Source organism: Nonomuraea sp. NPDC050547 (assembly GCF_044457345.1).
Taxonomy (GTDB): domain Bacteria; phylum Actinomycetota; class Actinomycetes; order Streptosporangiales; family Streptosporangiaceae; genus Nonomuraea.
Genome location: NZ_JBITGW010000013.1, coordinates 109,847 through 136,459, shown reverse-complemented (window position 1 = coordinate 136,459; position 26,613 = coordinate 109,847). Strand labels below are relative to the sequence as shown.

Sequence of the window (26,613 nt, the reverse complement as noted above, 5' to 3'; positions counted from 1 at the left end):
GTCTTGCGCGCGCAGGATCGTCACGGCGTGGCCTCCAGCAGGTCGCGGGTGTAGGGGTGGGACGGGTCGGCCAGGACGCGCGCGGCCGGGCCCGACTCCACGACCTCGCCGTCCTTCATGACCAGCACCCGGTCGGCGATGGTGCTGACCAGGGCCAGGTCGTGGGAGACGAGCAGAATGGCCAGGTCGCGCTCGCGCTGCAGGCGGCGCAGAACCGTGATCACCTCGGCCTGGACCGTGACGTCCAGGGCGCTGGTGGGCTCGTCCGCCAGGACGACCTCCGCGCCCAGGGCGATGGCCAGCGCGATCGCGAAGCGCTGGGCCTGGCCGCCGGAGATCTCGTGCGGGTAGCGGCGCAGGATCGCCGGGTCCAGCATGACCGCCTTCACCGCGGCCACCGGGTCGGCGGTGACGCTATGGAGCTTCAGCGCGCGGCGCATCAGCGTGCCCAGGCGGGTGGTCGGGCTGAGCGCGGCCTGCGGCGACTGCATGACCAGGGCCGCGCGGGCGCCTCTGATCGCGCGCAGCTCGCGGGGCGAGGCCGCGCGCACGTCCAGGCCGCAGACCTTGATGCTGCCCGTGACGTCGGCGTTCTCGGTGAGGCCCAGCAGCGACATCAGCGTCGTCGACTTGCCCGAGCCGCTCTCCCCCACGATCGCCACGCACTCACCGGCGGCCACGTCGAGTTCGGGGACGCGGGCGACGGTCCGCGCGCCGTAGCGGACCTCCAGGTCACGTACCTCGATCATCGCACCACCCTTCTCGGATCCAGCGCGTTGCGCAGGCCCTCGCCCAGCACGTTGAAGGCGAAGGCGGTCAGGACGATCGCCAGGCCGGGGAAGGTGACCACCCACCAGTTCGTGGTGAACAGGGTCTGGCCCTGCTCGACCATCAGGCCCCACTCCGCGGTCGGCTCGTGGGCGCCGAGTCCCAGGTAGGACAGGGCGGCGGCGGTCAGGATCACGCCACCGGCGTCGAGCGAGACCTGGACGAGCACGGGGGTCAGCGAGTTCGGCAGCACATGGCGCGCCACGATCAGCGGCGCGGGCACGCCGAGGCACCGGGCGGCGTCCACGTACGGGCGGCTGGCCACGGAGGCGGCGACCGAGGCGGCCAGCCGCGCGTACCAGGGCCACCAGGTGACCGCGATCGCCACGATCACCGTGGTGACGCTCGGCTGGAGCACCACGGCCAGCGCCAGCGACAGCAGCAGCGCGGGGAAGGCCAGGAAGATGTCGGTGATCCGCATGATCACATCGCGCAGCCAGCCGCCCGCGTATCCCGCGATCATGCCCAGGCTCACGCCGACCAGCGCGGAGGAGGCCAGCACCGCCACGGCGATGCCCAGCGAGGTGCGCCCGCCGTACAGCACGCGGGTGAACACGTCGCGGCCCACCTGGTCGGTGCCGAACCAGTGCTCGCCACTCGGCGGCAGCAGCGCCTCCAGCGGTTTGGGCTCGTCCACCGGGTACGGCGCCAGCCACGGCGCGAAGAGCGCGGCCAGCACGACCAGGACGATGAGCACGGCCCCCGCGGCGGCGAACCGGTCGGGCATCCGGGGCAGCGTCCTGCGCGGTTCTGGTGCCTTCATCGGGCCCTCGCCCTCGGGTCCACGACGCCCTGCAGGAGGTCGACGGCCAGGTTGCTCAGCACGTACACGATCGCGATCAGCAGGGTGATCCCGGCGATGGCGGGGGTGTCCAGCGAGCGGATCGAGTCGACCGCGTAGCGGCCGAGGCCGGGCCAGTTGAAGACCGCCTCGACCAGGAAGCCGTTGACCATGGCGTAGGCGAAGACCAGCGCGATCAGCGACAGCACCGGGTTGAGCGCGGCCCGCAGCGCGAACCTGGTGAGGATCTTGGACTCGGAGAAGCCCAGGGCGCGCTCCAGCCTGGCGTGGTCCTGGCCCGCCTCCTCGATCAGGGCCGCGCGGGTGAGCTGGGCGATCACGCCGGCCGGGTAGGCCGCCACCACGAGGGCGGGCAGGACGAGGTGCTGCAGCGTGCTGGTGAAGATGGGCCAGTTGCCGGTGATGAGCGCGTCCACGATCGTGATGTTGGTCCAGAGGGTGAGCGGGCTCGTGCTGTCCAGGCTCCCGTCGTACTCACCGGCCACCGGGAACCAGCCGAGGTTGCTGGCGAAGACCGTCTGTACGGCCAGGGCCAGCCAGAAGACGGGGATGGAGACGGCCAGCATGGAGCCGACGCGTACCCCCAGATCCGGAAATCCCGTCTTGTAGCGGGCGGCGAGCACGCCGATCGGGATGCCCAGCGCGATGGCCAGGATCAGCGCCGCCCCCACCAGCTCCAGCGAGGCGGGGAAGGCCGTCATCAGATCTTCGCGGACCGGGCGCCGGGTGTGCAGGCTGGTGCCCCAGTCGCCGGTCACCAGGTCGCGTACGTAGTTCCACAGCTGGACCGGCACCGGGTCGTCCAGCCCGAAGCGCGCCCGCGCCGCCGCCAGTTCCTCCGGCGAGGCCTTCGGCCCCGCGAAGGCCACCGCCGGATCGCCCGGCACCAGCCGCATGATCACGAAGGTGAGCGTGACCACGCCGGCCACGACCAGGAGTGCCTGGCCGAGCCGGCGGAGCAGGTAACGCCACATCAGCGTGACAGGTTGTAGAAGAACACCACGTTCGGGTAGGCCGGGTTGTCGACGTAGCCCTTCACGTCGGCGGTGAGCGCGCGCTGGTAGGTCTGCACGTACGGCACCGCCACCGCCGCCTTCTCCTGAATGATCTTCTTCTGCAGCTCGGAGTAGACCTGGTCGGCCTTGAGCTGGTCGGTGGCGGTCAGCTCGGGCAGCGAGTCGATCGCCTTGTCGATCTCGGCGTCCTTCAGGTATGACAGGTTGAACTCAGGCGGCTCCTTGCTGCGGAAGACGTTGAGGAACCAGCTGTAGGCGTCGGCGTAGTCCGGGTACCAGTACATGACGAAGATGTCCTGGCCCTTCTTCTTGCCCAGGTCCCACTGCGCCTCCCAGGCCATCGGCTTGGCCTCGACGGCGACGTTGACGTTCTTCAGCGCCGAGCTCAGCAGCGTGACCAGGAGCTTCTGGTCGTCGTCGCCCTGGGCGTAGGTCAGCTTGAGCTTCAGCTCCTCGTTGTCGGGCCCGTAACCGGCCGACTGCAGCAGCTCCTGCGCCTTGGCCAGGTCCTGCTTGGGCTCCATGCCGGAGACGTGGCCGAGCAGTCCCTGCGGGACCAGGCCGCTGCTCTTGGTGCCCGCGCCCTTGAGCGCCGCGGCCAGGCCGTCGTAGTCGATGGCCAGCTGCAGGGCCTGCCGTACCTCGGCGGACTTGGTGGGGCCCGACTCGGTGTTGAACAACACCAGCAGGTTCTGGAACGACGGCGTCTGCTTCACCTGGACGCCCTCCGTCATCCCGGCCTGCTCGAACAGCTGCGGGTTGAGGCGCTGCACGTAGTTGACCTCGCCGCGCTGCAGCAGCTGCCAGGCGGTGGTGAGCTGCGGGGTGACCCGGAAGGCGACCTTCTTGTACTGGTCGGGCTTCCATCCGCCCCAGTAGCCCTCGTACGCCTTCAGCGTGAGCTCGGTCTCCTTGCCCTTCTGCCACTGGTCGATCGTGTACGGGCCGGTGCCGCCGTCCTTCTTGCCGTCCTTGTCCACGCCGTCCACGTCGTAGATGTAGGCGGCGTACCCGGCGGAGGAGACGAGGTCGAGCGGGGTGGCGTACTTGAGCGTGAACTTCAACGTGGCCGGGTCGACGGCCTCGATGGTGTCGACGGCGCTCCAGATGTAGGCGGGGCCGCCGTTCATCTTGATCGTGCGCTCGATGGCCTTCTTGGCCGCCTCGGCGTCCATGGGCTTGCCGGTGTGGAACTTCACGCCCTGGCGAAGCTTGAAGGTCCACTCCTTGCCGTCCTTGGCCGACGACCACTCGGTCGCGAGGCGCGGCTCCGGCTTCTTCGTCTCGGCGTTGTACCTGGTCAGGCCCTCGTAGATGTTGGACATGGCGACGATCTCGTTGGAGTACGAGGTGGCCGGGTCCCAGTCGGTGACCACGCCCAGGTTGGGCGAGTAGACGAAGGTGGCGTCGTTCTGCTTGGGCGCGGCCCCGCCGGTGGCGGCGGCCGACTCGCTGGGCCCCGGCGTCCCGCCGGCTCCGCGCACCTGTCCGCCGGCGCAGGCGGAGGCGGTCAGAGCGACGGCGCCGGCGACCCCGGCGACGGCCAGTCGCTTGTGCCAGTGCATATATGGGGTCCTTTCAATGGGTTTTGTCCGGCTTCAGCCGCGGCAAGATCGTAGCGACGAACGTCCGCCGTTGGGCGTCAATTCGATAGCGGACCTGCGGCCTTTACATGAAGGCGCACCGCCGGCTCCGCCAGATAGCTCAACGGAACCTCGTGCACATCCACCAGTTCAACACGAGCGGGATCCGCCCCCGCCTGCACGGCTTTCGCCGCCGCCTCCTCCTTGGCCCGCTCGATGGCCCGCGCGCGACCGGCGCCCGCCGGCACGATCGTGTCCACCCGGCCGCTGGCCAGCGCGATCGCGGCGCCGACGGCGTTGGCCACCTCGGCGTGCTCGGGCCTGATCACCTGGCTGACGCCGGGGATCCGCCCGGCCAGCAGGAACGCGCCGCCGCCCACCGCGACCAGCGGGCGGTCGGCCCGGCCCAGTGACATGCGGTCCACGGCGTCGGCCACCATCTCGTCGGCTATGACCAGGCTATCCGCCAGCATGACCGCCGCACCCACGTGCTCGTCCAGCGCCGAGCGCCACTCGCGCGGCGCGCCGGGCATGCGCCCGGCCTGTACGCCCGCATCGGTCATGGTGGGCACCGTACCGCCGAAGACCAGCGCGGACTCCGCCAGCCGGTACCCCACCGAGTCCGGGCCGATCGCACCGGGGCGCAACCGGGTCCCGCCGCCCATCGCGATGGCCAGGATGTCGGGCATGCGGAAGTTGGTGAGCACGCCGCCGATCTCCACCGCCGCGGCCGACTCCCGGGGAAATCCGCCCATGAGCACGCCCAGGTCGGTGGAGGTGCCGCCGACGTCGGCCACGATCGCGTCCTTCACCCCCGACAGGAACGCCGCGCCGCGCAGCGAGTTGGCCGGTCCCGAGCCGATCGTGGAGACGGGCAGGCGGGCGGCGTACTCCACCGTCATCAGCGTGCCGTCGTTCTGCGCCAGGTACGGCCGCGCCGTCAGGCCCCTCTCGGCCAGGGCCTCCACCAGCGCCCCGGTGACCGCGGCGGCCACGCCGTACAGGGCGGCGTTGAGCACGGTCGCGTTCTCGCGCTCCAGCAGCCCGAGCGAGCCGATCTCGTGGCTGAGGCTGACCGGCAGGCCGTACTCGCGCTCGACGAGTTCGCCGACGAGGCGCTCGTGCTCGGCGTCCGCCGGGCTGAACACACCCGACACCGCCACCGCGTCGGCCTTGACGCCGTCCAGGAAACGGCGGACGGCGTCCAGGTCGAGGGGGCTGATCGGGCGGCCGTCCACGTAGTGGCCGCCGGGCAGGATCGCCTCACCGGCCGAGACCGCGGCGCGCAGGTCGGCGGGCCAGTCCGACAGCGGCGGCACGGACGTGGTCGCGGGCGCGCCCAGCCGCACGACCGCGACCCGGCCGAGGTTGCGGCGCTCCAGGATCGCGTTGGTGGCGTGGGTGGTGCCCAGCATGACCCTGCCGACCCGGTCCGCCGGGCCGGTGCGGGCCAGTTCGGTCAGGACGGCGTCCAGGGCGGCGCGCAGGCCGCCGGTGACGTCGGCCGTGGTGGCGCGCTTGGCCTTGGCCACCACCCGGTCGGCCGCGTCGAGCACCACCGCGTCCGTGTTGGTGCCGCCGACGTCGATTCCGATGCGCAACGTCATGCGAGCTCCTCCACGGGCACGTAGTCCAGGTCGTAGCCGAACGCGGCCGGGCCGGCCGTCTCCAGGCCCTTCTCGGTCCGCCAGAGCGGGTCGCAGGCCCAGGCGAGCACGGTGACGCGCTGACCGTAACGCAGCGACTCGGTCTGGACGGCGATCGCGGTCTCGGTGTCCACGACCGTGATCAGGTCGGGGACGATCGCGCGGACCCGGCCGTCCTCCAGCGCGACCAGGTTCTCGTTCTGGAGTTCCAGGGTGAGCGTGCGGCCGCGGTCGGCGCCGGTGCCCTCGATCACGGCCGAGCCTCTGACGAAGCCGCCCGAGGTGCGGCGTTCGACGTCGGTGAGCTTGCCGGTGACCAGGCGGCGGGCGCCCAGTTCGTCCTGAAGGGCGTGGAGCGGGTCGGCGGTGTGCTCGGTGGCCCTACCCACGGCTATCGCGCGGGTGACCGTACCCTCGATGACCGCGCCGCGCGCCTGCCCGGCGGTCAGCACATAGTCGGCCATCAGCGCGCTCGATCCGGCGGCCACGCAGACGGCGCGGGCCAGCCGTTCCGACCACAAGCCGTCCACGGGCCTGATGGTCACGACGTTTCCCGCCACGTCCGACATGATCACCAGGTCGGCGGGGAGCCCTGCCACGTACATGGAGACCATCTGGACCTCGGGAAACGCCCGGCCCATGCCGTCGGCGTCGAGCAGGGGCAGCCCGAGTTGGGCCGCCCAGGCGACCGGCGCCACCCCGTTGCCGCCGCCGATCTCCGAGGACATCACCGCGGCCGGAGCACGGCCGAAGATGCGCTCCACCTCCTCGGCGATCCGCTTCGGCTCGTCCACGCTGTGGATCATCTCGTGGCTGACCGTCGGCGCGCCGATCCCGGACAGCGGGAGGATCAGGGCGTCCTCCGGCAGATCGGCGAGCTCGATGAGCGGAACCCCGCCGTACGCCTGGATCGCCCGCCGCGCAGCTAACGAACCGGTGCGTACGTCGCCGCCGCCTCCGGTGCCCAGCACCGCGCAGCCCCTCGCGAGAGCAGGGATGTCATCCTCTTTGATCAGCACACAAGCCACCGTAGTGGTCGTTTATCACTTACCCCCGCGAACTCCCGTTCGTGCCCACATGAGCAATCCCGGCTGCGAACCTGGTGGAGACCGGCCTTAATCCCGTTGCATCGCACGCCCCCTTCACGACATCCTCGTCACATCGCCCGAAAGGACCAGTCATGAACACCCTCCGAATGCGTGACCGCCGTAGCGGCATGTCCTGGGCCTAGGAACGTACGACTCGTGCCCCGGGACATGGTTCCCGGGGCATTCGCATGTCCGGACGGGTGGGGGCGCTGGTGTGCCCGGCGGTTTCATAAGCCGCTCCAGGCGGGTTCGATCCCCGCACCCGTCACGCCTTCGTGGCGCAGTGGAGAGCGCGCCTGCTTGCGGAGCAGGAGGTCGCTGGTTCGATTCCAGCCGAAGGCACGAGAACATCGGAGCATGCGCATTTCAGTGGCGGCCGACAGCCTCGACGGGGTGGCCGGGACGGTGGTGGCCGAGCTGCGCGCTCGCGGCCACGAAGTGATCACCCATGGCGCCCTCGACGACGCCGAGCGCGACGACTGGGCGTGGGCGTCGGAGGCGGCCGCCCGCGACGTGGCGGAGGGACGTGCCGAGCAGGCCGTCGTCTCCTGCTGGACCGGCACGGGCGCCGCCATCGCGGCCAACAAGGTCCCCGGCGTGCGCGCGGCCCTGTGCGCCGACGCCTACACCGCCGACGGCGCGCGTACCTGGAACGACGCCAACGTGCTCGCCCTGAGCATCCGGCTGACGTCGCCGGCGCTGCTCACCGAGATCCTGGACGCGTGGTTCGCGGGCACGCCGAGCACCGACGCGGACGACGTGGCCAACGTGGCGCGGCTGGGCGAGATCAGGTGACGTTCGAGGAGCTGGCGGGGGAGGTCCACGCGGCCGTCTCGGCCGGTGAGCTCTCCGGCGATCGGGTCGTGGAGCTGGCCGTGGAGCTGGAGGGGCTTGGCGTGGCCGTACCGGCCGACCTGGACCTTCGTACTCTCCTCACCGGCTTCGCGCGCCTGGACCTGGCCGTGCGGACGGTGCAGCGCGACCTCGACGCGACCGCGGTCCCCGGGCGGCTGCGCGTGTGCGCGCCCGCGTGGGGGGACGGGTGGCTGCGGGTGGAGTACGGCGGGCAGGCCTCGTCCACCGGCTTCGACCCGCGCCAGAGCGCCGACCCGCTGGCGGAGGTGGCCGACCTCGCCCAGGAGATCATCGTCGAGGTGCTCTGGACGAGCTGGCCGCTCTGCCCCGTTCACGGCTTCGGACTGCACGTGAACAACACCCCCGAATGGGTCTGTACAGGGGCGAAACGCCACGTGGTCGCCCCCGTGGGAAGGCTCGGCGAGGGCTGAGTTTCGTCGGTCCCCGGGTCTATGGTTCTGCCATGACCGCGACACTCCTGCGCGGCGGCCACCCCTGGGGGCAGGGGGCGCCGGCCGACATCCTGGTGGGCGACGGCCTGATCCAGCAGGTCGGCGCCGCGCTCGACGTCCCCGCCGCCCACGTCGTCGACGTCACCGGCCAGCTCGTGCTGCCCGGCCTCGTCGAGTCACACTGCCACCTCGACAAGACGCTCTACGGCGGGCCGTGGGTGCCCCACTCCGCCGACGACACCCTCGCCGGACGGATCGGCAACGACCTGGCCAGACGGGCCGAGCTGGGCGTGCCCAGCGTGGAGCGGATCGAGCGGCTGCTGCGGCGGATGAGCGCCTGCGGCACCACCCACGCGCGCACCCACACCGACATCGACCCCGAGGCCGGCCTGCGCGGCGTCGAGGCGGTGCGCGAGGCGGCCGGCCGCGTCCCGGTCACCGTGCAGCAGGTCGCCTTCCCCCAGCACGGCGTGCTCACCAACCCCGGCACCGCCGAGCTGCTCGAAGCGGCGCTGAAGAGCGGCGTGGAGGCCGTCGGCGGGCTCGACCCCGCGGGCATCGACCGCGACCCGGTGCGCCACCTCGACCTGATCTTCGGTCTGGCCGAGCGCTATGGCGCCCACCTCGACATCCACCTCCACGACGGCGGCACGCTCGGCGCCTGGGAGCTGGAGCTCATCACCGAGCGCACCAGGGCGCTGGGGCTGGGCGGCCGGGTCACGGTCAGCCACGCCTACGCGCTGGGCCAGATCGACGAGGCCCACCAGGGCCGCCTGGCCGAGGGCTTCGCCGACGCGGGCGTGGCGCTGGCCACCGGCGCCGTCTACAACTTCCCGGTGCCACCGGTGAAGAAGATGCGCGCGGCCGGGGTGGTCGTCGCCTGCGGCCACGACGGCATCCGCGACCTGTGGGGGCCCTACGGCTCCGGCGACATGCTGGAGCGGGCGATGCACCTGGCCTACCGCAGCACCTTCCGCTCCGATCCCGACATCGAGCTCGCGCTGGAGGCGGCGACCTACGGCGGCGCGCGGGCGCTCGGCCTCACCGGCTACGGCCTGTCCGCGGGCGACCGGGCCGACCTCGTCGTGGTGCCGGCAGGCGGCGCGGCCGAGGCAGTGGTGACCCATCCGCCCCGCTCTCTGGTCATGAAAGACGGCGCGGTCCTGCACAATTGACCGGCGGGGACCATCGAAAGGCAGGCAAGTGCTCTCTATTCACCAGCGGATCGCGGAAGAACTCGGGGTGCGCGAAGGGCAGGTTCAGGCGGCCGTCGACTTGCTCGACGGCGGCGCCACCGTGCCGTTCATCGCCCGCTACCGCAAGGAGGTCACGGGCACTCTCGACGACGCGCAACTGCGCACGCTCGAGGAACGGCTGCGCTACCTGCGCGAGCTGGAAGAGCGGCGGGCGGCCATCCTGGAGTCGATCGAGTCGCAGGGCAAGCTCGACGACGAGCTCAGGGCGCAGATCATGGCGGCCGACACCAAGGCCCGCCTGGAGGACATCTACCTGCCCTACAAGCCCAAGCGGCGCACCAAGGCGCAGATCGCCCGCGAGCTGGGGCTGGAGCCGCTGGCCGACCAGCTCCTCGCCGACCCCTCGCTGAGCCCGCTGGCCGTGGCCGAGGGCTTCCTCACCGAGGGCGTGGCCGACGCCGCCGCCGCGCTCGAAGGCGCGCGCGCCATCCTCATCGAGCGCTTCGCCGAGGACGCCGACCTCATCGGCGAGTTGCGCGAGCAGCTGTGGAGCCGCGGGCAGCTCTCGGCCAAGGTACGCGAGGGCAAGGAGGAGGCGGGGGCCAAGTTCTCCGACTACTTCGACTTCGCCGAGCCGTTCACCAAGCTGCCCTCCCACCGGATCCTGGCGATGTTCCGCGGGGAGAAGGAGGAGATCCTCTCCCTCACGCTGGAACCCGACGAGGGCACCGACTACGAGCCGCGCATCGCCGCCCGCTTCGGCATCGCCGACCAGGGGCGGCCCGCCGACCAGTGGCTGGGCGAGACCGTGCGCTGGGCCTGGCGCACCCGCATCCTCGTCCACCTGGGCCTCGACCTGCGCATGCGCATGTGGCAGGAGGCCGAGGAGGAGGCGGTGCGCGTCTTCGCCACCAACCTGCGCGACCTGCTGCTCGCCGCGCCCGCCGGCACCCGCGCCACCATGGGCCTCGACCCCGGCCTGCGCACCGGCGTGAAGGTCGCCGTCGTCGACGCCACCGGCAAGGTCGTCGAGACCGCCACCATCTATCCCCACGAGCCCAAGCGGCAGTGGGACCAGTCGCTGGCCGCCCTCGGCGCGCTGGCCCAGCGCCACAACGTCGAGCTGATCGCCATCGGCAACGGCACCGCCTCCCGCGAGACCGACAAGCTCGCCGGGGAGCTGGTCAAGCACATGCCCGGCATCACCAAGATCGTGGTCTCGGAGGCGGGGGCTTCGGTCTACTCGGCTTCGCCGTACGCGTCGCAGGAGCTTCCCGAACTGGACGTCTCGCTGCGCGGCGCGGTCTCGATCGCCCGCCGGCTCCAGGACCCGCTGGCCGAGCTGGTCAAGATCGACCCCAAGTCCATCGGTGTCGGCCAGTACCAGCACGACCTGTCGGAGACCAAGCTCTCCCGCTCGCTCGACGCGGTCGTCGAGGACTGTGTCAACGCGGTGGGCGTCGACGTCAACACCGCCTCGGCGCCCCTGCTGACCCGCGTGTCCGGCATCGGCTCCACCCTGGCCGACAACATCGTCCAGCACCGCGACACCAACGGCCCGTTCCGCACCCGCACCGCGTTGAAGGACGTGGCGCGGCTGGGCCCGAAGGCCTTCGAACAATGCGCCGGCTTCCTGCGCATCGCCGGCGGTGAGGACCCGCTCGACTCCTCCAGCGTGCACCCCGAGTCCTACCCGGTGGTGCGCCGCATGCTCGGCGCGATCGAGGGCGACCTGAAGACGCTGATCGGCAACACCGCGACCCTGCGCTCCCTGAAGCCGCACGACTACGTCGACGACACCTTCGGCCTGCCGACCGTCACCGACATCCTGCGCGAACTGGAGAAGCCCGGCCGCGACCCGCGACCCGCCTTCAAGACGGCGACGTTCAAGGAGGGCGTGGAGAAGCTGTCCGACCTGACGCCGGGCATGATCCTGGAGGGCGTCGTCACCAACGTGGCCGCCTTCGGCGCCTTCGTCGACGTCGGCGTCCACCAGGACGGGCTCGTACACGTCTCGGCCATGTCCCGCACCTTCGTCAAGGACCCGCGCGACGTGGCCAAGCCGGGCGACATCGTCCGCGTCAAGGTCCTCGACGTGGACATCCCCCGCAAGCGCATCTCCCTGACCTTGCGCCTGGAAGACGACACCGAGACCGACTCCCGCCCCCGAGGCCCCCGAACCGACCGCCCCCGAGGCGGCCAGGCCGGCGGCCCCGGCCAGGGCGGTTCGGGCCAGGGCGGTTCGGGCCAGGGCGATCCCAGCCAGAGCGGCCCCGGTCGCGGCGGTCCCGGCCAGGGCGGTTCCGGTCGTGGCGCCTCCGGTCGTGGCGGTTCGGGCCAGGGCGCTTCCGGCAGGGGCGGCCGTGGTGACGCCAGGACCGGCGACGCCCGCGGCGGCGGAACCCGTGGCGACGGCAAGCCCGGTTCCGGCCGGAGCGACGGCCAGGGCGGCACCGGCGGGGGCGGCGACAATCGCGGTGGCGACGGCCGCGGCGGTGACGGCCGCGGCGGTCGCGACAACGCGCGCGGCCAGGGCGGTAACCGCGACGGCCAGCGTGGCGGCAGCCAGCGTGGCGGTCGCGACGGCGGCCGCCGCCCGGCCCCGTCGGGCGCGATGGCCGAAGCCCTCCGCAAGGCGGGCCTGACCGGCGACGACCCCCGCTGACCCAACCCCGCCTGCAGCCAGACACCTCATGCCGCCCGGACCCACACGTCCAGGCGGCATGAGCCGTCTCCGGCACCCTTTCGGGCAGCACCCGCCCCCTTGCCGCCGTGAGACCAGGCAGCACAAGCCCGTGCGCCTCGGCCAGTCGGTCCTGCTTACAGAGCCGGTGGTCAGGCACGCTGGCCCCCGCACAGCCGGGCACCGCGGTAGAGACGGTGCGCAGCGCCACCCCGTGTAGGGCCGGGGGGTTGTCGTGTGGGTGCGTGGGGTGGGTGGGCAGGCGATACGGTCGAGGGATGACGACGAGTGACCGGTATGGGGTGGCCATCGCGCAGGCGGGCGATCTGCTGAGGTGGCGGTCGCCGCTGCGGGCTGAGCTGTGGGCCAGCCGGTTGGTCGCCGAGTTCGATGAGGACGGCGGTGACGAGGAGGCGTTCGGCGGGCTGCTGGAGGGTGCTTCCGGGGCGGAGGCGGCTCTTGTGGCCGCTGCGCTCACCTCGGTGGGTACACCTGTGCGGGCTGCGGGCCCGGGGCCGGAGTGGCTTGGGCGGATGGGTGAGGTCACGTGCGAGTCCGCCTGGTACGGCAAGGCCGACCCCTACGGTGAGCAGGTCCTGGCGGCGCTCACCTTCCGGTACCGGAACGGCAAGGAACCCCACACCGTCGTGGTGGCCATCGACCAGGTCAACGGCGGCATCGCGGTGGACGCCGCGGTCGAGGAGCCCAAGTTCCTGGACGACCTGGGCCTGAGCCCGGCCGACCCGGCGCTGGTCGCCGGACGCGTCCTGGAGGCCTTCTCGCTGCTGGACATGCTGCTCGGCGCCCCCGTGGCCGACACCCTCCCCCCGCTACGCGCCTTTACCCTCGCCCGCACCCGCTCCATCCCGGCCCACCCCACCAAAACCGACCCAGCCCACACCCACATCGGGCCAACCCAAGACCCGACCCACCTGGCCCAGACCAGGCCAGCCCAAGACCCGACCCAACCGGCCCAGACCCGGCCGACCGACAAACCAGCACAGCCAGACCACGCCCGGCCCCGGCCGGCCGACGATCCGGCCCAAGCGGCCGACGCCCTGACCCAGTCGGCCGTTGACCCGGGGCACACCTGGCCGGCCGAAGCCCAAGCGCCGCCGGCCGAAGAACCGGCGCGACCGGACCACGCGCAGCCCCGGCCGGCAGACCCGCCACCGCCCGCCGGGCCGACGGCAGGTCCGGTGAGCGGCCTCCACGTGCCGGATCTGGCGGAGTTCTCCGAGCTGGCCGGCGTGCCCGGGGTGGTGGAGGCGTATCGGGTGTTGGTGGAGTTCGTGGGGGATCGGGGGTTGTGGTGGAGTCCGGCGCGGGTGTCGGCCTTCCTGACGGTGTGGCTGCCCAGGGAGGCGACGCTCAGCCGGGAGGCGGCGGACGCGATGCCCGCGGTGGTACGGGCATGGACGCGACGCGTCGCCGACGAGCCGGCGATCCATGCCCAGATCGACGCGGACGCCCCCGGGCTCCCCGCGCGGATGGCCGACGAGAAGCTGGCCGGCCTGCGCAAGACGCTGGCACAGCGACGGCAGCCGGAGGAGTGACCTCTCGCACAAGGTCGTGTGGACGGAGTTCTCATGTCGTACGGCTATGCTGCACGTTGACGTTTCCGCGGCCCGGATGCGGGCGACCAGAGGGAGATCTACACGATGTACAAGGAGTTCGCTGCTGAGGCCGTGGTCTGGGTCGTCCCGATCGTCGTGCTGATCGGTCTCGCTCTGATGATCACCGCCTAGGTCCACGAACCACGGTGAGGGGTCGAACCGGGTTCGACCCCTTTTTCGCGTGCTGATGGCACGGTCCAGCGCTGGGGCAGGTCAGCCGTACCACTCGTAGTGGACGACGGTGTTGACGCGGGTGTCCCAGCGGATCCGGCCGTCCAGGTACCGGTCCCACATGCGGTTGAGCTTCGCGCCGCGGACCGTGCAGGACGCCCAGCGGACGCCGCGTGGCCGGATCTGGCCCACGTGGTCACGGCACAGGCCCATGTAGCGGCCGTTCACGCGCAGTTTGGCGCGCAGGTTCACGTCGTAGAGGCGCTTGGAGGAGATGTTCTTGATGCGCACCCGGACCCGGCAGGTGTCCTTGCACCGTCCCCAGTAGATCTTGGTGCGGATGAGCTGTCTCTTGGCGGATTCCATGGTGGCGATGGTGGTGGTGGACGAGGCGTTCGCGGCGGAGGGTGCGGCGATCACCAAGGTCGTGGCGGCCGTGGTGATCGCTAAGGCTCCGGCGAGACGTCTGAGCATTCTGCCCCCAGAACTAGCTGGATGGCCGCTTCCCCCTGTTTGAAGCGGCCTCAGTTACCTTGATTAACCATCAGGCGTTCTGGACAGTCAATCCACCTTTAGTGGGCGCGTTATGAAGCCCACGCGAGTAACGGCTCGCACTGGCGGAGGCGTTTCAGGGCTTGTTTCTCCAGTTGCCGAATGCGCTCCCTGGTCAGCCCGAGCCGGGATCCTATTTCGGTGTAAGTCTGTTTACGGGTGCCGGCCAGGCCGTACCGGAATCTCAGGATGAACGCCTCGCGCGGCGGGAGAGTCGTGAACACGACCTCCAGTTCCTCGCTCAACGCCCGCCACTCCATGGACTCCGCCGCGCTGAACCCGTCCTCGTCGAGGATGAGGTCGCCCATGCTCGTGTCGCCGCCCTCCCCCACGGGCAGGTCGAGGCTGACCGTTTCCCGGGCGAGCCGGCGCAGTCCGGTGATCTCGTCGAGTGAGCGCCCCGACGCCTCCACCAGTTCCGTGTCGTACGGCGGGCGGCCCAGGTCGATCGCCAACCGCCGCTCTATCCGGAAGAATCGGGAAACGTTCTCGGCCACGTGGATCGGCAACCGGACGGTACGGCTCTTGTCGTGAATGCCGCGCTCGATCGCCTGCCGGATCCACCACATCCCATAGGTCGAGAATTTGTACCCGCGCCGGTAGTCGAACTTCTCCACCGCCCGGATCAGCCCGAGGCTGCCCTCCTGGATGACGTCGAGCAGCGGCAGCCCGCGGTGCGCGTACTTCTTGGCCGTCGACACCACCAGCCGCAGGTTCGCCCGGATCAGCCGGTCCTTGGCGTCCTCGCCGTCCGCGCGGAGCTGGCGCAGGTCAGCGCAGTCCGCGCCGCCCGCGAGCAGATGGCCGGCGTAGAGGCCGGCTTCGATGCGTTTGGCCAGATCGACCTCGTCCGCGGCCGACAGCAGCGGCGTCCTGCCGATCTGGCGCAGGTACATGCCCAGCAGGTCGGGCTCTTCCGATGACATGCACCGGCGACTACCCGGTAAACGGCGGCGAATTCCCGTCGTCGCTGAGTTCGGCGATGGCCAGCTCCGCCGTGGTGCGGATGTCGAAGAACTTGTCGAGCGCGGTGATCGCGAACAGGTGCTTGCAGCGGCCGTTGAGCCCGGCCAGCAGCAGCCGCCCGCCGGAGGCCGTGACGGCCTTGTGCAGGTAGACCAGGACGGACAGACCTGAGGAGTCGCAGACGCTCACCGCCTGCATGTCGATGACGAGCATGGGTGGCTGGGTGAGGTCGAGGGCCTTGGTGACGCGGTCGCGCACTTCGGCCGCGGAGCCGAAGTCGAAGTCCCCCGTGAGCCTTGCGATGACACAGGGCCCCTGAAGGCCCAGGCTGATCGACAGGGCTTGCTCCGAAGTCACCCAGTTCCACCTACCTGCGTCGGTCTTCCGATCCCACCACTTTACGAGAAGTGGCGTCTCGGGTTGGACACCAGCATCTGCTCAATCTGCTCATCGGTCACACCCGAGGCGCGCAGGGCGGGCAGCACGTCGTCGTGGATGTGATCGTAGCGCCACTTGGGCGCCGCCGTCGCGAGGGCCTCGTCCCACATCCCCCCGAAATAGTCCATGAAGCAGGCCGCGTCATGGCTGAGCACCATCCGATCGGAGTAGCCCCTCTCGCACAGCGTCGCGATCGTGGCTACCCGCTGGGCCGTGGGGTTGTAGAGCTCGAGGCCGAACCGGTCCATCCCGAGCGTCGCCCCCGTGTCGGCCAGCCTCATCAGGTAGTCGAGATCATTGGTGTCCCCGGCGTGTCCCACGACCACCTTGGTCAGGTCCACCCCCTCCTTGGCGAACATGTCGAGCGCCACCGGCCCGGACTGCGTGAACGAGTTCGTGTGCACGGTGATCGGCGCCCCGGTCAGCGTGTGCGCCCGCGCGACCGCCCGGCAGATCCGCTCGACGCCGGGCGTGAGCCCGTCCTGCTCGACCACGCACTTGAGGAACGCCGCCTTGACCCCGGTGTCGGAGATGCCCACGGTCAGGTCGCGCACGAAGTCGTCGATCATCGGGTCCGGCATGTCGAGCACCAGCCCGGGACCGCGGTGCTCGTACTGGTGCGGCAGCTCGTGGTAGCTGTAGATCCCGGTCGCGGCGATGATGTTCAGCTCCGGTACGGCCGCCGCGATCCGCTGGATGCGCGGGATGTAGCGGCCGAGCCCCCACACCGTGGGATCGACGATGGTCCGGACCCCTTTGGCGGCCATCGCGCCGAGCTTCCGCACCGCGTCCTCGACCCGGAACTCCTCGTCCCACCAGCCACCCTTGCCGTAGTTCTCCAGGTGTTCCGTGGAGACGACGAAGACGTGCTCGTGCATGAGCGTCTGGCCGAGTTCCTCGACGTCGACGGGACCGCGGACGGTGCTGACGGTGGGCATCCCGAACCTCCATACCGGCTGGTCTGATCGCGCAACCGTAAGTCGCCCGCGTGGCGCGGTCAACGCCCCGCGGCCGAGCGGTGCCGCAGGAACCACAGCACGGCGCCGAAGGCGAACACGGCCAGACCGGTGACCACGGCCGCCCAGGGCAGCGTGAACGCCAGGAGCAGGCAGAGCCCGAGGCCCACGACCGGGATGACCCGGCGCGGGGCGCCCTCGTCTCTGGTGAGGGTCAGGGCGGCGGCGTTGGCGATCGCGTAGTAGACCAGGACGCCGAAGGAGGAGAACGCGATGGCGCCGCGCAGATCCGCCAGCAACAGCAGGATGATCACCGTCACGCCCACGGCCAGTTCGGCGCGGTGGGGCACCTGCCGGGCCGGATGGATCGCGTCGAGGAACGCCGGCAGGTCGCGGTTGCGTGCCATCGCGAGGACGGTGCGCGAGACGCCCAGCACCAGCGCCAGCAGGGCGCCCAGCGCGGCCACGGCGGCGGCGGCCGAGACGACGGGGACCAGCCAGGCGACGTCCGCGGTCCTGGCCACGTCGGCGAGCGGCGCCCGCGACAGCCCGAGGCGCTCAGGGCCGAGCGCGCGGAGGGCGGCCAGCGCCACCAGCGTGTAGACGACGAGCGTGACGGCCAGGGCGATGCCGACGGCGCGGGGGATCGTGCGGGACGGGTCGCGCACCTCCTCCCCCAGCGTGGCGATGCGCGCGTAGCCGGCGAAGGCGAAGAAGAGCAGCCCGGCCCCCTGCAGCACGCCCGGGGGGCTCCAGGAGCCTCCGCCGGCGACCGCCACCGCGGTCATGCTGAGCCCCCGATCCGGCTCCGGCTCGGGCTGGAGCCCGAGCCAGCCGGGGGTCGCGAGCGGATCCGGCATGCCGTACGCGGTCGGGTCCATCAGCGAGAACGGCGGCGCCGGACCGGACAGCAGCCCGGCGGCGACGACCATGGCCAGCACCGCCAGCACGAAGGCGATCATGACGCGGGCAGCACCCGCCGAGCGCTGTACACCGAGCAGGTTGAGCGCGGTCACGCCCACGACCGCGCCGATCGCCAGCGGCTGGGCCAGGGCCGGGGCCACGTAGGCGCCGAACGTCAGCGCCATCACGGCGCAGGAGGCGGTCTTGCCGACGGTGAAGCCCCAGCCGGCCAGGTAGCCCCAGAAGGGGCTCAGCCGGCGCCTGCCGTAGACGTAGGTGCCGCCGGACTCGGGGTAGAGGGCGGCCAGCCGCGCCGAGGAGGTCGCGTTGCAGTAGGCGACGACCGCGGCGATCGCCAGGGCCGGGAACAGCCACGAGCCGGCCGCCTGGACCGCGGGCGCGAACGCCACGAACACGCCCGCGCCGATCATCGCGCTCAGCCCGATCACCACCGCGTCGGTGGTGCCGAGCCTGCGCGCGAGCCGTTCGGCCACCAGTCCCCCTAGATCCGTCCTGGAAGGAGACTCTGCACCATCGGACCGACACTTCGGTGAACGGACGGTGAACCGGCCGGGCTACTCCTCCCGCTCCGGCGCCGGCACGACCAGCACGGGCCGGCTCGCGTGGTGCAGCACCCGGTCGGAGGTGCTCCCGAGCAGGAGGGACTTCACCCCGCCGAGCCCCCGGGTGCCGGTGACGATGAGGGCGGCGTCGAGCTCGTCGGCCACGTCCACGATCGTCGACCACACCGCCACGCCGTCCAGCTCGCACCTGGCCGTGGCCTCGAAGCCGGCCTTCCTGGCCAGCTCGGCCCCCTGCTCGGACAGCTTCCGCATGGCGTCACCGACCGCCTGGTCCTCGGCGGCGGAGAATTCGGGGGCCATGACCATGCCCACGGAGGCGCGGGCGGCGCTCATGGCGAGGCGTTCCCAGACGGTGAGCACGACGGCGTTCTCACTCTTGAGCGACCGGCCAGCGAAGGAGATCGCCGCCTTGGCGTCGTCCGAACCGTCGTACGCGATCAGAATCGTCATTTCGGCCATCCCAAAGTAGGAGTCACTGATCTCCTCCTGCCCCGATTCATGCCCGGGAATCAGGCAGCCGGTCCGATAGACAGTGACAGGCTCCAGGACATGCCCCCGGCCGACAAGCGCGACGACGCCGGCGAGTCCGGCGCGTACAAGCTGCCGATCGCCGACGTCGTCAACGGTGAGCTGAAGGTGGTGCCGCGGGCGGTGATGTCCTACGCCAAGATGGACGAGCGCGCGCCCTGGGAGCGCTGACGGCGGCGTCCCTTGGCCAGCATCGAGAACCCGATCAGGGCCAGCACCGCCAGCTCCGACACCACGACCACCCGCTGGGTGAGCCCGGCGGGGATGTCCGCGTTGTCCAGCGGGATGCCGAACATGCGCACCACGTAGGGCACGACCACCAGAAGCAGGGCGCCCAGTGCGACGCCGCACAGGACCTTCATGGCCGGGGCGTACCGCATGCGCGCCCTGACCAGCAGCATGCCCGCGAGCGGCATGGCCAGGAAGGCGGCGAAGGCGGCGTACCTGTGAATGCCGCCCGACAGCGACAGCGGGACCCCGGGACGGTCGGTCGGGAAGGCGCCGATGAGGAACATGCAGGTCCCCCAGGCCACCAGCAGCCAGACGACCCGGCGGTCGGTGCCCGAACGGCGCAGCGCCTCGGCGATGAGCGCCGAGCCGAGCGCGAACAGGGTCAGCGAGGCGGGCAGCATCCAGCCGCCCGATGCCCACGCGTATTCGCTGATCACGCTGTGGAACGGGTCGAGCCCTGCCTCGGCGTGCAAGGTGAGCATGGCGCCGCTTCCGGTGCCGATGGCCGCGAATCCGCTGACGAGCAATCCCTTCATGCCTCAAAGGTCGTGGAATGCGGCTTTCGCGAGTATCCGAGATCGACCCTAAGCAGCCCTGATCGGCCCCCTACTACCTTGGTCGGGGGTCCCCCCGAAGGACACCTCTGACCTGCGGGGAGACAGACCCTGGTAGGGCCTGCCTCCTCAGGGTCGGGCCCGCCCGCGCCACCGGCCGGCCTCGGTGAGGACCACCAGCGCCGCGCACACCACGGCCATCACCGGCACCGGCTGCGGGGTCAGCGGCGCCAGCAGGACCAGCGCGGTCGCGGCCAGGAAGGCGGCCGTGTCGGCTCCGCCGTAACGGTGCGGGCGCAGGTGCAGCAGCCAGACCATGAACAGGAACAGGGCCACCGGCACCGCGACCGCGTATCCGGCGGCGACGGCCGGGATGTGGGCCTTGCCGGTCAGATGGTCCAGGCTGACCTCGATGCCCGAGCTCAGCGCGCCGATGCCGGCGAAGATCAGGTAGTGGCCGTAGCCCCACGGGATGGCGCGCCGGTTGGAGGTGAGCAGGTCGGCGGTCGGCGGGGCGAAGTAGATCCACCACAGCGCGAAGACGATCACCAGCGCGGAGACCGCCAGCACGATCAGCCCGGACTGGATCCCGTGCTCGCGGCCGGCCTCCTGCACCGCGATGGTCGCGGCGAGCACGTTCTCGCCCATCATGATCAGCGTGAAGAGCCCGTAGCGCTCGGCGATGTGGTGCGGGTGCCACGGTGTACGGCCGGCCGTCTCGGCCCACACCGGCACCGCCAGCTCGGCCAGGGCGCACACCACGAACCCGGCCAGGCGCCACTCCTGCGGCACGAACAGCAGCACGATCCACGTCAGCTGCACCGCGCAGATCCCGGCCGCGTACCGCAGCGCGGTGCGCCGCCCCTCCGGGTGCCCGGCCGCGGCGCGCAGCCACTGCGAGGCCATGGCGAGCCGCATGATCACGTATCCGAGCACGAACAGGCTGATGTCGCCGTCCTGGAAGGCCCTCGGCACGCCCGCGGCCAGTACCAGCACGCCCGACATCTGCACGAGCGTGGTGATCCGGTACCACCAGTCGTCCACGTCGTACGCGGAGGCGAACCAGGTGTAGTTCATCCACGCCCACCAGACGGCGAAGAAGCACGTCAGGTAGCCGCTCAGCCCCTGAGCCAGGTGCCCTTCGGAGAGCGCGTGGTGCAACTGGCTCCCGGCGAAGGAGACGGCGACCACGAAGCACAGGTCGAAGAAGAGCTCCAGCGGGGTCGCCACGCGGTGTGACTCGGCGGTGTCGCGCGGGCGCATCGGGCGCAGGCCGTTCATGAGTCGGGTCTACCCCCGCCAGGACACGATCAGGTCATGGCGAAGTATGTGCGCACCACAGTGCCGCCCGCCCACGTGTGGACCCTGACCAGGTCGCTGAGCAGGTTGACGATGAGCAGCCCACGTGAGCCCGCCATGCGCGGGTCGACCGGGCGGCGGCCGGCCAGCGGGTCGGTGATGTGGCCGGCGTCGGTGACCTCGCACACCAGGTGGCCGTTCTCGGTCCAGATGCGGACCAGGCCGGAGCCGCCGCCGTGGTCGAGGCTGTTGGCGCCGAGCTCGGCGATCACCAGCCGCACGTCGTCGAGGCGGGTGCCGGTGAAGCCGGCCAGCGCGGCCTGGGAGGCGGCCAGCGCGCGGGCGGCGCCGAGGTTGGTGCTGTCGAAGCGGAGCGAGATCGGCTCGATCGGCTCGGGGAAGGGCCGGTTGTGCCAGGTGATGACCAGCTCGGGCGCGTAGGCGTCGCTGTGGCGCTCGCCGCCGGTCTCGCGCACCACCGGGTGGGTGCGCTCGGCCTCGCTCAGCACGCCGGGCGCCAGCCGTTCCGCGTCGTAGGGGCACAGGATCGTGGCCTGGCGGCCGACGAAGGCGTAGTTGATCAGCGCCTCGTGCTGGGCGCAGGCGGGGTACTCGACGGAGGAGCGGCCCGGCCAGACGGGCTCGCCGACGATCCGCACCCGCTCGCCGTCGTGGCGGTCGGCGAAGTCGATCAGCACCGCCGGGATGATCCGGCCGGGGTTGCGCCCGGCGTCGGCCATGTCCACGAGCATGATCCGCTCGGCGTCCGCGGCCAGGGCGGGGACGAGGACGGCCAGCCGTTCCGCGGGGACGGCGACCGCGACCGGCTCCATGCTCGCCAGCCCTTCGCGCACGAACGAGGTGATGGCAGCGACGTACTCCCGGTCGCCCCGATAGAAGAGGGCCGGGTGCGCGAACGGGTCCGCCAGCATCAAGCCACACGTTACTCCGCGCGGATGACTTCAAGGCTTCCTGATGGGTATCTCTCCGGTGTGAAGAGAATCCAGGTCGTGCGGCGCCCCCACCTCCCGCGCCGGCCGCTTCCCCTCGATCTGCGTACGCCCTCGGGAAGGAAACTCCCGTTCTGAGGACTGCGAACCTATGCTCGAACCATGTCGGAATTGCACGTGCGCGTCGCCGACGAGGATCGGGATCGCACCGCCCAGCAGTTGCAACACGCCTTCGCCGAGGGCCGCCTCACCCCCGCCGAGCTGGACGAACGCCTGAGCCTCGTCTTCTCCGGCCGGACCTACGGCGACCTGCTCGCGGTCGTCTCGGATCTGCCCGCGCCGCACATCGCCGAAGAGACCGTCCACCTGGAGACGAAGAACGGCCACGTGAAGCGCTCCGGTGACTGGGACGTGCCGCGCCACCTGCGCGTCACGTCCAAGTACGGCAGCGTCGACCTCGACTTCTCCGAGGCGGTCGTGTCCCATCCCGTGGTGGACATCGTCTTCGATCTCACGTACGGCTCCGCCAGCGTCGTGTTGCCGCCCGGCGCCTCGGCCAACGTGGACGGCTTCGCCAACCAATGGGGCTCGACCTCCTCCGACGTCCCCAGCCGGCCGCGTCCCGGCGTACCGCACCTCAGGATCAGCGGCGAGAGCAAGTACGGCGCGCTGCGCGTGCGCTATCCGCGCAAGCGATGGTTCACCCACTGATGGAAGGCGGAGATGTGGTGCTCGCTGGGCACCAGCACGCCGCCCGCGCGGTAGGCGCGTGAGGACATGCCGGGCTGGGTCCGTTCGCAGGCGTCGAAGTCCTGCTCGTTGACCCGGTGGAAGAGCTCGACGGAGTGCGTGAGGTCGGCGCCAGCGGCCACCACGTCGGGATGGTAGAGCCAGTCGCACTCCACGACCGTGCGGTCGGCGGCCAGCGGGAACATCCTGTGCATGATCACGTGGTCCGGCACGAGGTTGATGAAGACCTGCGGCTTGACGGTGATCGCGTAGTAGCGCCGGTCCTGCTCGTCGGAGACGCCGGGCAGCTTGCCGAAGCCCGCCCTGCCGTCGACGGTGAACCCCTCGACGCGCTCGGCGAACTCCGCGCCGTGGCCGACGTAGTACTGGGCCGCGTAGCCCCCGGCGAACTCGGGCAGCACCGCGGTCAGCTCCGGGTGGATGGTGGCGCAGTGGTAGCACTCCATGAAGTTCTCGACGATGAGCTTCCAGTTCGCCTGTACGTCGTAGACGATGCGGCGGCCGAGTGCCAGCTTGTCGACGTGGTAGTGCTCGATCGCGGCGGGGTCGCCGAGCCGTTCCGTGGCGGCGCCGGTGACCGTCTCCTCGAAGGAGGGCGGGTCGGCGGCCAGGCACAGCCAGGCGTAGCCGAGCCATTCGCGCAGGTGGACGGGGATCAGGCCGTACTCGACCCGGTCGATGTCCGGCATCTTGACGAGGTTGGGCGCGGCCACGAGTTTGCCGTCGAGGTCGTAGGACCAGGCGTGGTAGACGCAGCGGATGGTCCGCTTGACCTCGCCTTCCGGCTCGGCGCACAGTTGCGCGCCCCGGTGCCGGCAGACGTTGAGGAAGGCGCGTAAGACGCCGTCGCGGCCGCGCACGACGATCACGCTCTCCCTGCCGATCCTGACGGTCCTGAAGGCGCCGGGTCGCGGGAGTTCGTCGGTCCTGACCGCGCAGAACCAGAGGTCTTCGAAGATCTTCTCCTGTTCCTCGCGGAAGATCTCGGGGTCGGTGTAGGAGCGGCCGGGAAGGGTGGAGACCAGACTCGACATGTTCACCCGCTTGTTGCGTATTACGCGACGAGTTGCTCTATATGCGACATCGTCGGGTCGGGTTCGCGAGCCTGTCAATAGGTGATCCGCCGGCGCAGGCGGGAGAGCAGCGGATAGAGCAGGCCGAGGCCGATCAGGACCAGCGCGAAGGTCAGGATCCACTCGTTGGAGCCGCCCTCGGTGTAGACCTGCGCGGGGCGGCCCACGTCGACGGCTCTGAGGGCCTGGCCCGGGGCCATGGTGTCGCGGGCGCTGCCGTACAGGGAGACCTCGCGCGCGCCCGCGGCGGTGGCGAACCGCCCGTACCACGCGCAGGCCTCGTGGCCGCCCGGATGCGTCACGCACGACAGGCGGCTCGCCGTGAACGTGCCCCAGGTTCCCTCGGCCCGCGCGGCGCGCACGACGGGCCCGAGGTTGGGGACGGCGAGCGCCAGGAGCAGCGCGGCGGTCACCGTCGCCACGACGACGGTGAAACGGCTGTTCACGCCCGCGCGCACGAGCAGGACATGCGCGCCCGCTCCTCCTTGTTCGGCCGGGCGTGCAGGATCATGGCGATCACCATCGGGGCGAAGACCACCGTGTTGTAGAACAGGTGCAGCTCCACACGGGGGAAGAGCAGCTGCGCCACGCTCGTCTGCACCGGCCGGCCCGCCAGGAACCAGCCCGACTGCACCTGGATGAGCAGCAGCAGGTGCTCGACGTGGTGCCAGATCTGGATGCCGAGGGCGATGTTCCACCACAGCCGGGCGCGCCCGGTGAAGCCCTTGCGGAGCACCCAGAGCGCCACGAGCATGATCAGCGCGTAGCCGTAGTGCAGCGCCTCCGAGGTGACCAGCCAGGGGAAGAACTGCCCCAGCACTCCCCTGGCCTCGGGCACCGGCCAGCCCAGCACCCAGATCTGCACGGCCTGCACGATGTGCTCGGCCCAGTGCGCGAGCACGACGAGCAGGAACACGTTCAGCGCGGTCCGGTGACGGGGACCGTTGAGCGTCCCGGTCAGGCCCGTGGACATCGGTATGGCGGTCATCATCCCTCCAACGCGTGGACAGCCGCACCTGTTGTACGGCCCGCCCACGCGTCAGGGATTCAGTCGCTCGGGGTGATCTTCGTCGGATCCACCTTGGTGACCCGGCCCACGAAGATCCAGTTGATGCCCCAGAGGATGACGCCCAGCACGATGAGGGCCGCCGCGCGCAGATAGATGTCGGCCGACCTGCCGGTCAGCGGCAGCGCCAGGAACAGGCAGACCACGGCCCCGAGCACCGGCGCCCAGGTCGGGGCCCGATAGTGGTCGTGGCCGACGTCCTCCTTGCGCAGGATCAGCACGCAGATGTTGACCAGCGCGAACACCAGCAGCAACAACAGCACGGTGGTGTCGGCCAGCGGCGCCACGTCGCCCGTCGAGACCAGGATCGCGGCGATGGCGATCGTGAACACGATGGCGATCCACGGTGTCGACCGGGTCGGATGAACCGTGCCGAAGAACGGGGGGATGATGCGCTGGCGGGCCATGCCGTACACGAGCCTGGAGGCCATCAGCATGTTGATCAGCGCGGTGTTGCCGACGGCGAGCAGCGCGATCAGCGCGAAGAGCTTGGGCGGGAAGGCCAGCCCCGCGACCTTGACCACCTCCAGCAGCGGGCCGGAGGAGTCCATCAGCGTCTTGGTGTCGACGAGCATGGTCGCCGTGAACGCCACCGCCATGTAGATCACCGCGGCCACGATCAGGCCGCCGAACAGGGCGCGGGGGAAGTCCTTCTGCGGGTTCTTGGCCTCCTCGGCCAGGTTGACCGAGTCCTCGAAACCGAGCAGGGCGTAGAAGGCCAGCGCGGTGCCGCCGAGGATGCCGAGGAACGCGCCGTTGGCCGGGTGGAACTCGATCGCCCTGGCCGGCTCGCCGTCCCCGGTGAAGAGCGCGAAGATGCCGATGGCCACGATCACCAGCAGGCCGAACGCCTCGATGATGGTCAGGGCCACGTTCACCTTGACGGACTCCGAAATTCCGGCGAAGTTCACCAGAGCCACCAGGCCCAGGAAGATGAACGCGCCGACCAGCACCGGCAGCGTCACGAACTCGGCCAGGTAGCGACCGCCGAAGGCCCTGGCCGCCGCGCTCGCCGAGGTGATGCCGCTCATCATGACGGTGAACGCCACGATGAAGGTGACGAACGGGATGCCGAACGCCTTATTGACATACAGCGCCGCTCCGGCCGCCTGCGGGTACTTGCCGACCAGTTCGGCGTAGGCGGTCGCGGTCAGCGCGGCGAGGACGAACGCCACCAGGAACGGCAGCCACAGCGCCCCTCCGACATGCCCGGCGACCTTCCCGACCAGCGCATATATGCCCGCGCCGAGAATGTCGCCGACGACGAACAGCAGCAGGACCCGGCGGCCGATGACCCGCTTCAGTGAGTGTTGTTCTACCTGACCAGTGCTCATGACCTTGGACTACCCAGGTCTGTCACCACTGATGTTGGCAATGTGCAAGCGAGATTCAAGGAATGGTCCATAATGTCCCTTCGTCTCTACACCTACGAAGGGCACAACCATGACTTCCTCCCGCCGTCGCATCGCCATCACGATCGCGACGCTGACTCTTGCCGGACTGACCACCGCCTGTGGTGGCCTGGGCAACGCGGTCGACTGCGCCAGCATGAGCGCCGACCTCAACAAGATCACCCAGGAGTTCACCACCTCGATGACCAGCGCGGGCACGGACATCAAGGCGATCGAGACCGCGAGCACCGACGCGGCCGGCAAGATCAAGACCCTGGCCGGCAAGCACGACGGCGACCTCGCCAGCGCGCTGAACGACCTGGCCGCCGTCTTCGAGGGCATCAAGGTCGACGAGAAGAACCCGGCCTCCGCCACCGAGGCCCTGGGCAAGATCCCCGACATTCAGGCGAAGGTCCAGAAGGCCTGCGGCTGACCT

The 26,613-nt window shown here is 70.6% G+C and carries 27 protein-coding genes and 2 tRNA genes; 10 read left to right on the top strand and 19 right to left on the bottom strand.

The features are described from left to right. Positions 1-20: 20 nt before the first annotated feature. From ACIBHY_RS30695 to ACIBHY_RS30670, 6 genes are all read right to left on the bottom strand, one after another. On the bottom strand, positions 21-749 hold the full coding sequence (locus tag ACIBHY_RS30695; protein WP_397308490.1) for an ATP-binding cassette domain-containing protein: 729 nt from the start codon (positions 747-749) through the stop codon (positions 21-23). Continuing rightward, positions 746-1,591: an ABC transporter permease gene (locus ACIBHY_RS30690; RefSeq protein WP_397244339.1), complete on the bottom strand. Its 846-nt coding sequence runs from the start codon at positions 1,589-1,591 to the stop codon at positions 746-748. The genes ACIBHY_RS30695 and ACIBHY_RS30690 overlap by 4 nt, the downstream gene beginning before the upstream one ends. Beyond that, a complete protein-coding gene (locus ACIBHY_RS30685) occupies positions 1,588-2,604 on the bottom strand; it encodes an ABC transporter permease (RefSeq protein ID WP_397244341.1) in 1,017 nt (338 codons plus the stop codon). Before ACIBHY_RS30685 ends, ACIBHY_RS30690 begins: the two co-directional genes overlap by 4 nt. Then, positions 2,604-4,211, bottom strand: coding sequence for an ABC transporter substrate-binding protein (locus ACIBHY_RS30680; protein WP_397244343.1), 1,608 nt, complete (start codon positions 4,209-4,211; stop codon positions 2,604-2,606). The genes ACIBHY_RS30685 and ACIBHY_RS30680 overlap by 1 nt, the downstream gene beginning before the upstream one ends. A gap of 77 nt (positions 4,212-4,288) precedes the next feature. Then, positions 4,289-5,836: a hydantoinase/oxoprolinase N-terminal domain-containing protein gene (locus ACIBHY_RS30675; protein WP_397308489.1), complete on the bottom strand. Its 1,548-nt coding sequence runs from the start codon at positions 5,834-5,836 to the stop codon at positions 4,289-4,291. Then, positions 5,833-6,894: a DUF917 domain-containing protein gene (locus ACIBHY_RS30670; protein ID WP_397308488.1), complete on the bottom strand. Its 1,062-nt coding sequence runs from the start codon at positions 6,892-6,894 to the stop codon at positions 5,833-5,835. Before ACIBHY_RS30670 ends, ACIBHY_RS30675 begins: the two co-directional genes overlap by 4 nt. Positions 6,895-7,158: 264 nt before the next feature. Between ACIBHY_RS30670 and ACIBHY_RS30665 the strand changes: the two genes are divergently transcribed. The 7 genes from ACIBHY_RS30665 (at position 7,159) to ACIBHY_RS30635 (ending at position 13,705) form a co-directional block, all read left to right on the top strand. Then, positions 7,159-7,231, top strand: a tRNA-Met gene (locus tag ACIBHY_RS30665). A gap of 1 nt (position 7,232) precedes the next feature. After that, positions 7,233-7,305, top strand: a tRNA-Arg gene (locus ACIBHY_RS30660). Between the two features lie 15 nt (positions 7,306-7,320). Next, positions 7,321-7,758, top strand: coding sequence for an RpiB/LacA/LacB family sugar-phosphate isomerase (locus ACIBHY_RS30655; protein WP_397244349.1), 438 nt, complete (start codon positions 7,321-7,323; stop codon positions 7,756-7,758). Then, positions 7,755-8,249 (top strand): hypothetical protein, encoded by a 495-nt coding sequence (locus ACIBHY_RS30650; protein WP_397308487.1) that lies wholly within the window; start codon positions 7,755-7,757, stop codon positions 8,247-8,249. Before ACIBHY_RS30655 ends, ACIBHY_RS30650 begins: the two co-directional genes overlap by 4 nt. Before the next feature lie 32 nt (positions 8,250-8,281). Further along, on the top strand, positions 8,282-9,445 hold the full coding sequence (locus ACIBHY_RS30645; protein ID WP_397308486.1) for an amidohydrolase: 1,164 nt from the start codon (positions 8,282-8,284) through the stop codon (positions 9,443-9,445). A 28-nt stretch (positions 9,446-9,473) separates the two neighbouring features. Then, the gene (locus ACIBHY_RS30640; RefSeq protein WP_397308485.1) at positions 9,474-12,131 is read left to right on the top strand and encodes a Tex family protein; all 2,658 of its coding nucleotides are present in this window, start codon (positions 9,474-9,476) and stop codon (positions 12,129-12,131) included. Between the two features lie 296 nt (positions 12,132-12,427). Then, positions 12,428-13,705: a hypothetical protein gene (locus ACIBHY_RS30635; protein ID WP_397308484.1), complete on the top strand. Its 1,278-nt coding sequence runs from the start codon at positions 12,428-12,430 to the stop codon at positions 13,703-13,705. Between the two features lie 273 nt (positions 13,706-13,978). On the opposite strand, the gene ACIBHY_RS30630 is transcribed toward ACIBHY_RS30635, so the two are convergent. From ACIBHY_RS30630 to ACIBHY_RS30605, 6 genes are all read right to left on the bottom strand, one after another. Continuing rightward, positions 13,979-14,410: a hypothetical protein gene (locus ACIBHY_RS30630; protein WP_397244359.1), complete on the bottom strand. Its 432-nt coding sequence runs from the start codon at positions 14,408-14,410 to the stop codon at positions 13,979-13,981. 110 nt (positions 14,411-14,520) lie between these two features. Next, a complete protein-coding gene (locus tag ACIBHY_RS30625; protein WP_397308483.1) occupies positions 14,521-15,414 on the bottom strand; it encodes an RNA polymerase sigma factor RpoD/SigA in 894 nt (297 codons plus the stop codon). Between the two features lie 10 nt (positions 15,415-15,424). Further along, positions 15,425-15,811: an STAS domain-containing protein gene (locus ACIBHY_RS30620; protein ID WP_379610321.1), complete on the bottom strand. Its 387-nt coding sequence runs from the start codon at positions 15,809-15,811 to the stop codon at positions 15,425-15,427. A 41-nt stretch (positions 15,812-15,852) separates the two neighbouring features. Beyond that, the gene (locus ACIBHY_RS30615; RefSeq protein ID WP_397244363.1) at positions 15,853-16,830 is read right to left on the bottom strand and encodes a phosphotriesterase; all 978 of its coding nucleotides are present in this window, start codon (positions 16,828-16,830) and stop codon (positions 15,853-15,855) included. Positions 16,831-16,889: 59 nt separating this feature from the next. Further along, positions 16,890-18,245, bottom strand: coding sequence for an APC family permease (locus ACIBHY_RS30610; RefSeq protein WP_397308482.1), 1,356 nt, complete (start codon positions 18,243-18,245; stop codon positions 16,890-16,892). Positions 18,246-18,326: 81 nt separating this feature from the next. Next, positions 18,327-18,785, bottom strand: coding sequence for a universal stress protein (locus ACIBHY_RS30605; RefSeq protein ID WP_397244367.1), 459 nt, complete (start codon positions 18,783-18,785; stop codon positions 18,327-18,329). A 99-nt stretch (positions 18,786-18,884) separates the two neighbouring features. Between ACIBHY_RS30605 and ACIBHY_RS30600 the strand changes: the two genes are divergently transcribed. Further along, positions 18,885-19,034: a hypothetical protein gene (locus ACIBHY_RS30600; RefSeq protein ID WP_397308481.1), complete on the top strand. Its 150-nt coding sequence runs from the start codon at positions 18,885-18,887 to the stop codon at positions 19,032-19,034. Here the strand turns inward: ACIBHY_RS30600 and ACIBHY_RS30595 are convergent. The 3 genes from ACIBHY_RS30595 to ACIBHY_RS30585 form a co-directional block, all read right to left on the bottom strand. Next, positions 18,995-19,630, bottom strand: coding sequence for a DUF998 domain-containing protein (locus ACIBHY_RS30595; RefSeq protein ID WP_397244371.1), 636 nt, complete (start codon positions 19,628-19,630; stop codon positions 18,995-18,997). The two genes, ACIBHY_RS30600 and ACIBHY_RS30595, sit on opposite strands and share 40 nt — an antisense overlap. A gap of 147 nt (positions 19,631-19,777) precedes the next feature. Then, complete coding sequence (locus tag ACIBHY_RS30590; protein WP_397244373.1) at positions 19,778-20,929, bottom strand: low temperature requirement protein A; 1,152 nt, start codon at positions 20,927-20,929, stop codon at positions 19,778-19,780. 29 nt (positions 20,930-20,958) lie between these two features. Then, positions 20,959-21,879, bottom strand: a complete 921-nt coding sequence (locus tag ACIBHY_RS30585; protein WP_397244375.1) for an anti-sigma factor RsbA family regulatory protein — start codon at positions 21,877-21,879, stop codon at positions 20,959-20,961. 180 nt (positions 21,880-22,059) lie between these two features. On the opposite strand from ACIBHY_RS30585, the gene ACIBHY_RS30580 reads away from it, so the two are divergent. Then, a complete protein-coding gene (locus tag ACIBHY_RS30580; RefSeq protein WP_397244377.1) occupies positions 22,060-22,608 on the top strand; it encodes a DUF1707 domain-containing protein in 549 nt (182 codons plus the stop codon). Here the strand turns inward: ACIBHY_RS30580 and ACIBHY_RS30575 are convergent. The 4 genes from ACIBHY_RS30575 to ACIBHY_RS30560 all read right to left on the bottom strand — a co-directional run bounded on the left by ACIBHY_RS30575 (position 22,578) and on the right by ACIBHY_RS30560 (position 26,120). Beyond that, a complete protein-coding gene (locus ACIBHY_RS30575; protein WP_397244379.1) occupies positions 22,578-23,681 on the bottom strand; it encodes an aromatic ring-hydroxylating dioxygenase subunit alpha in 1,104 nt (367 codons plus the stop codon). The two genes, ACIBHY_RS30580 and ACIBHY_RS30575, sit on opposite strands and share 31 nt — an antisense overlap. 74 nt (positions 23,682-23,755) lie before the next feature. Further along, complete coding sequence (locus ACIBHY_RS30570) at positions 23,756-24,166, bottom strand: hypothetical protein (RefSeq protein WP_397244381.1); 411 nt, start codon at positions 24,164-24,166, stop codon at positions 23,756-23,758. Then, complete coding sequence (locus ACIBHY_RS30565; RefSeq protein ID WP_397244383.1) at positions 24,163-24,711, bottom strand: hypothetical protein; 549 nt, start codon at positions 24,709-24,711, stop codon at positions 24,163-24,165. The genes ACIBHY_RS30570 and ACIBHY_RS30565 overlap by 4 nt, the downstream gene beginning before the upstream one ends. A gap of 56 nt (positions 24,712-24,767) precedes the next feature. Continuing rightward, complete coding sequence (locus ACIBHY_RS30560; RefSeq protein ID WP_397244385.1) at positions 24,768-26,120, bottom strand: APC family permease; 1,353 nt, start codon at positions 26,118-26,120, stop codon at positions 24,768-24,770. A 109-nt stretch (positions 26,121-26,229) separates the two neighbouring features. Between ACIBHY_RS30560 and ACIBHY_RS30555 the strand changes: the two genes are divergently transcribed. Continuing rightward, a complete protein-coding gene (locus ACIBHY_RS30555) occupies positions 26,230-26,610 on the top strand; it encodes a hypothetical protein (RefSeq protein ID WP_397244387.1) in 381 nt (126 codons plus the stop codon). The last annotated feature ends 3 nt before the right edge of the window (positions 26,611-26,613 follow it).